7 protein-coding genes are annotated in these 6,939 nt (G+C 73.1%); 3 read left to right on the forward strand and 4 right to left on the reverse strand.

Features of this window, described 5'->3' with window-relative positions; genetic code table 11:
* Window positions 1–632: O-methyltransferase (locus GL263_RS18075; RefSeq protein WP_182856761.1), on the reverse strand; the 632-nt coding region annotated here is incomplete at its 3' end.
* 116 nt (window positions 633–748) lie between these two features.
* A complete protein-coding gene (locus tag GL263_RS18080) occupies window positions 749–1,057 on the reverse strand; it encodes a DUF8827 family protein (protein ID WP_182856762.1) in 309 nt (102 codons plus the stop codon).
* A 123-nt stretch (window positions 1,058–1,180) separates the two neighbouring features.
* Between GL263_RS18080 and GL263_RS18085 the strand changes: the two genes are divergently transcribed.
* Both GL263_RS18085 and GL263_RS18090 read left to right on the forward strand, forming a co-directional pair.
* Complete coding sequence (locus GL263_RS18085; protein ID WP_182856767.1) at window positions 1,181–2,137, forward strand: C40 family peptidase; 957 nt, start codon at window positions 1,181–1,183, stop codon at window positions 2,135–2,137.
* A 242-nt stretch (window positions 2,138–2,379) separates the two neighbouring features.
* Window positions 2,380–3,147 carry a phosphatase PAP2 family protein gene (locus GL263_RS18090; protein ID WP_182856763.1) on the forward strand — a complete coding sequence of 256 codons (768 nt, stop codon included), beginning with the start codon at window positions 2,380–2,382 and terminating at the stop codon, window positions 3,145–3,147.
* 75 nt (window positions 3,148–3,222) lie between these two features.
* On the opposite strand, the gene GL263_RS18095 is transcribed toward GL263_RS18090, so the two are convergent.
* Together GL263_RS18095 and GL263_RS18100 are read right to left on the reverse strand one after the other, a co-directional pair.
* On the reverse strand, window positions 3,223–5,487 hold the full coding sequence (locus GL263_RS18095; RefSeq protein WP_182856764.1) for a trehalose-6-phosphate synthase: 2,265 nt from the start codon (window positions 5,485–5,487) through the stop codon (window positions 3,223–3,225).
* Between the two features lie 194 nt (window positions 5,488–5,681).
* A complete protein-coding gene (locus tag GL263_RS18100; protein WP_182856765.1) occupies window positions 5,682–5,852 on the reverse strand; it encodes a hypothetical protein in 171 nt (56 codons plus the stop codon).
* A gap of 116 nt (window positions 5,853–5,968) precedes the next feature.
* On the opposite strand from GL263_RS18100, the gene GL263_RS18105 reads away from it, so the two are divergent.
* The gene (locus GL263_RS18105) at window positions 5,969–6,808 is read left to right on the forward strand and encodes an SCO4651 family lipoprotein (protein WP_182856766.1); all 840 of its coding nucleotides are present in this window, start codon (window positions 5,969–5,971) and stop codon (window positions 6,806–6,808) included.
* Window positions 6,809–6,939: the final 131 nt, after the last annotated feature.

The raw sequence follows: 6,939 nt of genomic DNA on the forward strand, positions 1-6,939 counted from the left end.
AGGGTGACACCGTCGCGCATCGGCAGCATCACGCAGCTCACCCGCGCGTCGGCGGCGACACGGTCGTTCACCTCGCGGATGGCGCGGACGGCCGCGCCCTGCTCCGCCTCGTCCACCACCCGGCCCTGCTGGAGGACGTTGTCCAGCACCATCAGCCCGCCGGGGCGCAGCCGGGTCACCAACTCCTCGTAGTAGACGGGGTAGCCCGTCTTGTCCGCGTCGACAAAGGCGAAGTCCACGTGCGGCTCGGCGGGCAGCGCGCGCAGGGTGTCCGCGGCCGGCGCGATCCTGAGGTCGATCCGGTCGGCGACGCCGGCACGCTCCCAGTAGCGGCGGGCGACGGACGTCCACTCCTCACTGACGTCACAGGCGATCAGCCGGCCGCCGTCCGCCAGTCCCCGGGCGACGCAGACGGAGGAGTACCCCGTGAACGTGCCCACCTCGACGGCCAGTCGGGCGCCGGTGAGTCGCGTCAGCATGGTCAGCAGCTCGCCCTCGTCGTGGCTGATCTGCATGGTGAGCTGGTCGGGGTAGGTGCGGGCGGTCTCCTCGGCGAGGTCCCGCAGCACGGCGTCGGCGGGGCTGCTGTGCGCGACGAGATAGTCGTCGAGTGCGGGGTTCACGATGGTCATGCCGGGCGCTCCGTTCGGACGGGCCGCACCACCCGCTCCCCCGACGGACGCCCCTGGCCGCGGCGCCGGCGCCGAACTCCGCGCCGGCGCGGAGAGTGGTGATCGACTACATCGACTTACACGGCCATACCGTAGACGATCGTGAACAGCGTGCCGAGGGAGCCGATGATGAACACGCCGGTCAGCCCGGCGACGATCAGCCCCTTGCCCTGCTCCGCGCTGAACGTGTCGCGCAGCGCCGTCGCGCCGATCCGCTGCTTGGCAGCGCCCCAGATCGCGATGCCCAGGCAGATCAGGATCGCGACCGCCATGACCACCTCGATCATCACCCGCGCCTCGGTGCCGAGCGAGCCGAACGGGCCCCAGTCCGGGGCGATTCCGCCGATGATCGTGGTGATGTCGCCTTCGTCGGCCGCCAGGAACATGTGAACTCACCGCCCCAGTTGGGTGTTGTGGGTGACCGTGCCGGTCGTGCTGCGGGCGCTTTCGAGCGAACCCTCTTGAATTCTGCCATGAGATGCGATGGTTGAGGGGTGCGAAAGGCGTTGATGGCGGCCGGTGTCGGCCTGGGCATGGTGTTCTGCTTCCTGGCGCTGCTTGTCGTCGGCACCTACAGCGCCGCGTCGAACCTGGTCGGCGGCTCACGCCCCTCCGTCGCCCTCGCCAAGAACGCCGTGCCCGCGCAGTACGCGGCGCTCGTGCAGAAGTGGGGCAACCTCTGCGACGCGATCAACCCGGCGCTGCTGGCCGCCCAGTTGTACCAGGAGAGCGGCTGGAACCCGCGCGCCCAGTCGCCCGCGCAGGCGCAGGGCATCGCCCAGTTCATCCCCGGCACCTGGGCCGCGCACGGCCTCGACGCCAACGGCGACGGCAGGGCCGACGTCTGGGACCCGGAGGACGCCATCCCGTCGGCCGCCTCCTACGACTGCAAACTCGCCGGCTACGTCAAGGACGTGCCCGGCGACCCCACGGCCAACATGCTCGCCGCCTACAACGCCGGCGCCTACGCCGTCATCCGCTACGGCGGCGTACCGCCCTACCGGGAGACGCAGAACTACGTCGCCGTCATCCGGAAGATGGAACAGAACTTCTCGGCGCCGGCCGGCCGCGTCGACCCGTCCCGGCAGGCCGCCGGCGCGATCCACTACGCCCAGGAGAAGCTCGGCACCCCCTACAAGTGGGGCGGGAACGGCGGCCCCGAGGACAACGGCCGCTTCGACTGCTCCGGGCTCACCCGAGCGGCCTACGCCTCCGTCGGCATCAACCTGCCACGTGTGGCCAACGACCAGTGGAACAGCGGCCCCCACCCCGCACGGGACGAACTGATGCCCGGGGATCTGGTGTTCTTCTCACACGATCTGAACGACTGGCGGGCGATCCATCACGTCGGCATCTACGTCGGCGGCGGCTATATGATCGACGCCCCGTACACGGGCGCGGTGATCCGCTTCGATCCGATCGACACCCCCGACTACTTCGGAGCGACCCGACCGACCGCCGGCTGACCGGGGCCGGTACCCGGCCGGGACCCGGCCGGCCCCCACCAGGGGCGGTCACGACGGCCCACGCGGACGTCCGGTGTCACCCTTCAGTAACATCCGGGTGATCTTCCGGCGGGCGCGGAACGCCGGAGCGGCGGACGACGTTCCCGGGATGCGGGACGGCGAGACCGCCACGCAGAAATCGGGGGGCGGCAGCGCGTACCAACGGTACGCGTCCAAGGTGTGAAGGGGCACGGGTCGTTTTCATGGCTGGATGGGAAGACCCAGACGTCGACCTCCTGTATCGAGTCAACGGCTGGTCCGAACAGGCACCGCAGTGGTTCAGCTCACTGCTCGGCTTCATGAGTGAGTACGGAGTCATCTTCGGACTCATGGCGCTGGGCCTGTGGACGTGGTGGAGCGCGCGGCGGCGCGCCGACTCCGTGACCGCCGTCGCCGGCCTGCTGTGGGCGCCGATCGGCGCGTCCGTCGCGTACGCCGTCAACTACCCGATCCGCGAACTCGTCGAGAGACCAAGACCCTTCGTCGACCACCCCGACCTCAACGTGCTCGTCGAGGGCAAGACCGGGTACTCGTTCGTGAGCGACCACAGCGCCCTCACCATGGCGCTGGCGGTCGGCATCTTCATGGTCAACCGGCGCTGGGGGGCGCTGGCGTTGGCGCTCGCCGCGTTCCAGGGCTTCGGCCGGGTCTACGCCGGGGTGCACTACCCCACGGACGTCGTCGGCGGGTTCGCGCTCGGCATCGCCGTCGTGCTGCTGCTGTCCCCCCTGGCCTCGGCACTGCTGACGCCGCTGACCCGGGCGATGGCCGCCTCCCCCCGCGCCGGCTGGCTGGTCACCGCGCGGACCGCCGACGCGGACGGCGCGGGCGCCGACGACACGACGGGCGTGATCGACGCCGGGCACGACGGGACGGGCCCACCGCCCGCCGGGGAGGCTCCCGGCGCCCCCGCCGGCCGGGCGGACACCGGCGCCCACCCGGCCCCCCGGCACCCGAACGCGCGGGTGTGACGGCCGGGGTGTGACGGCCCCGGACCTGACGGCCCGGACGTGAGGCCTGTGCGGGACGGCCTGTGCGGGACGGCGCTATGCCGTGGCGGCGGTCGGGTCGTGAGCCCACCGCGGGCCGCCTCGGCCGCCCGGCACCACGTCCGGCCGCCCGTTCCCGGCGGTGGCGCGGATGGCGGCGACGACGTCCCGCGCCCAGACGGCCGGTGGTGGGGCGCTGAGCAGCCGGGCCAGCCGGGTGGTGTTCAGCCGCCGCTGGGCGGGCGGCATGGCCAGCGCGCGACGCAGGGTGTCCACGAGGTCGTGCGGTCGGCGCGGGTCGGTGAGCAGGGCGGCCTTCCCGAACTGACGGGCGGCCCCGGTGTACCGCGAGAGGACGAGAACGCCGGTCCGCGCGGTGGCGGCCTGGGCGACGAGGTACTCCTGCGCCGTGAGGTTCATCCCGTCGGCCAGCGAGGTCACCCAGAAGACGTCGGCCGCCAGGTAGTGGTCCATGACCTCGTTGAAGGGCAGCGCCCGGGGGATGTACTCGACCGGCTGCCATCCGCGGCGCCGCCAGCGGTCGTTGAGCGCACTGACGGCCCGTTCGAGTTCGGTGCGCGTCGCCTCGTAGGCGAGGATGCCCGGTTCGGGCGGCGGGCACACCAGCCGGAAGCGCAGTCGGCCGCGCAGCCCGGGCTCCTGTTCCAGCAGGGCGGCCAGGGCGTGGACCTTGAGGACGGGCGCCTTGGCGTAGTCGAGGCGTTCCACCGAGAGGACCAGCGTGCCCTCCTCGGCGGTCGGGGTCCGGGAACGGGCCAGTGCCGCGACGGCCTCCCGGTCGACACCGAGCGGGTGCACGCCGACACGTGGCCCGCGGGCGTGGTCCCCGAGCAGCCGGCCGAAGTGACGGGCGAAGCCGGCGGTGTGGAATCCCGCCCAGTCCAGCCGGGCCAGCGAGGCCCGCAGCTGCTCGGCCGCCGGCAGGCGCCGGAAGACCTCCGGGGACGGGAACGGTGTGTGGTGGAACGCGCCGACGACCAGGTCGGGGCGGGCGTCCTTGAGGAGGCCGGGGACGAGCCAGAGGTTGTAGTCGTGCAGCCACACGGTCGCGCCGTGCACGGCGTGGTCGCTGATGTGGCGGGCGAAGGCGGCGTTGACCTGCTCGTAGTCGTGCCAGTCGGCGGCGTTGTGGCGGATGAGGTCGGGCCGCGACATCAGGGCCGGCCACAGTGCCTCCTTGCACGCCCGGTGGAAGTAGCCCGCCCAGCGGGCCGGCGCCACGGGCAGCGGGGCCACGGGCAGGCCGGCGGGGAAGGAGGGCGCAGGGACGTCGGGCTTCGCGACCGGGACCGCGGCGGCCCACACGGCGTCCAGCCTCCCGCCGTCAGGGCTATCGACGTCAGGGCTTTCGACGTCGGGGCTTTCGACGTCGGGGGCGTCGGGGCTTTCGGCGAGTAGGGAGGTCAGGGTGGGCAGGATGCCGTTGGGGCTGGTAGGCCGCGTCCATCGGCCGCCGCTGAGACGGGCGGGCGCGCGGTGGTAGCCGATGACCACCGACGCCGCGGGCCGGACCCAGCCCAGCCGCCGCAGCGCGGACAGGATGGCGGCGGCGCCGTCGAGGGAGGAGCGGTGGGTGTACGGGTCGTGCGGCGCGCGCTCGCTCAGGGCCGCCTCGGCGTTGCCCACGATCACGCCGTTGGCGCCGAGCCGGAACAGCGAGAGGTCGTTGAGCGAGTCGCCCGCGACCAGCAGGTCGGTGCGCCGCCAGCCGTGTCGGTCGAGCAGCCGCCGGACGGCCTGGCCCTTGCCCGCTCCCGGCGGCAGGACGTCGAAGTACCGTTCCTCGCTGTAGGAGCAGGAGCAGCCCAGCGCTTCCACGGCCCCGGTGAGCGCGCGGGTCAGCCCGTCCGGCGCCAGATGGTACGAGCAGCGCCCCTCTTGGGCGACGCCCTCCTGGTAGCGCAGCTGCGGAAAGCGGCGCAGCGCTCGCCGGACTCGGTCGTGCCCGGGCCAGCCCGCGCGCAGCGGACCTTCCAGCGCGGTGACGTGCCGCATGTCGGACGCGTCGACGACGCTCGCGCCGACGTCCGCGACGATCCACCGTGGCGTCGGTAGGTGCGGGTCCTCACGCAGGAGCGCCCGCACGGAGGCCAGGCCCCGGCCGGTGGCGAAGACCACCGTGATCTCCGGGTGCCGCCGCAGCGCCCGCCGCAGCCGCAGACGGGCTTCGTCGTCGCCGCCGAGGAGCGTGCCGTCCAGGTCCGCGACCAGTACCCGTCGCGCTGCCGCTTCCCCGTTCCGTTCCGCGTCGCCAAGCGGCGCCCGGTCCTCGGCTGCGCTCCCATGCGCGCGTCCCGACACGTCGGCCCCTTCCTCCGCTCACACGCTGACGGCTGCCAGAGCCGGAGGCGCCAGGGGTCTGCGCCACGGGCCAGCCGTGATCAGCAGGTAAGCAGCACACGACGCTGGGCGACAGAGGCGGGCGCCAAGTGGCCGGAAAGCCACCCGCGAATGGCCGACAGCCGCCGGATCCCACCAGCGGCCCCGGGCGGGATCTAGCGGCTGTGGTGGTGGAGGGCGTCTTCGCGGGCCTTGGAACGCGCCCGTCGCGCGGGTCCACGCCAGCCGCACGCGCACCGGGCGCTGCTGAAGGAACCCCGCTCGGACGTGGTGACACGGTGCTCGGCCGCCGCCTGCGCGGTGACCTGCTCGGACTCGAAGGGCACACCGACACGGTAGCGACCGGGTGACGTCCCGGGCCGATTGTGAAGGAACGTAACGAGAGGCTTCGCCTGTCGTTAACCCTGGTGGTCCCGCACACCGTCGACATGGGGGTTGACACGTGAGTCGCAGGCGGGCGGCGACGGCCACCGCCGTGGTTGTCCTCACCACCACTCTCACCGCCCTGTCCACAACCGCCTGCACGGTGCGTGAGGACGGCGCGCTGACGTCCGCCGCCGCACCGGTCGAGGCCGCCGGCAACCCGCTCGCCCGGATCCGGTCGGCGGCCGACGCGCTGGCCGGGGCCGGCACCTCCCGCACCAGGACGGCGATGGAGATGGCCAGCGGCGGTACCCGGCTCACCATCACCGCCCACGGCGAGTTCGACTACCGCGCGCGCGTGGGCCAGCTGACCGTCGTCCTCCCGGACCGGGTGCTGCGGCCGGTCACCGAGGTGATCACGCCCGGCAAGCTGTACATGAAGAACCGCGGCGCCGGCGTGCCGGACGACAAGTGGGTCCGGGTGGACACGACGGAACTCAGCGACGGCAACCTGGTGACCGGCGGCGTCACCGACCCCCTCATCGCCGCCGAGCTGCTGCGGGGCGCGTTGGAGGTGGACTACGTCGGCACCGCCCGCGTCGCCGGCGCCGCCGTCCGGCACTACCGGGGCACCACGGACCTCACCGCCGCGGCGAGGCAGGCCGCGGGACCGCTGCGGCGGCGGCTCACCGCAGCGGCGAACGGCTTCGCGACCCCGCTCGTCCCGTTCGACGCCTACTTCGACGACGAGGGCCGGCTGCGCAAGGTGCGCCACGAGTTCGTCTTCGACAACAGCCAGGGCCAGGGCGTGAAGGTGGCCTCCACGACGTCGCTCTACGGGTTCGGCGCGCCGGTGCGGATCAGGATGCCCGAGCAGGGCGAGATCTACACCGGACGGATCTCCATGGAGGGCGAGTAGCCCCGGGGCGGGGGCGGACCGACGGACTCGTACGGACCGGTGGACTGGTACGGACCGGTGGGCTCGTGCGGCCTGACGGGCTCGTGCGGGCCGGTTGACTCGTGCGCGCGGCGGGGCGGGGGCGGTCCGGC

The sequence above is a fragment of the Streptomyces durbertensis genome (assembly GCF_014156695.1).
GTDB lineage: Bacteria > Actinomycetota > Actinomycetes > Streptomycetales > Streptomycetaceae > Streptomyces > Streptomyces durbertensis.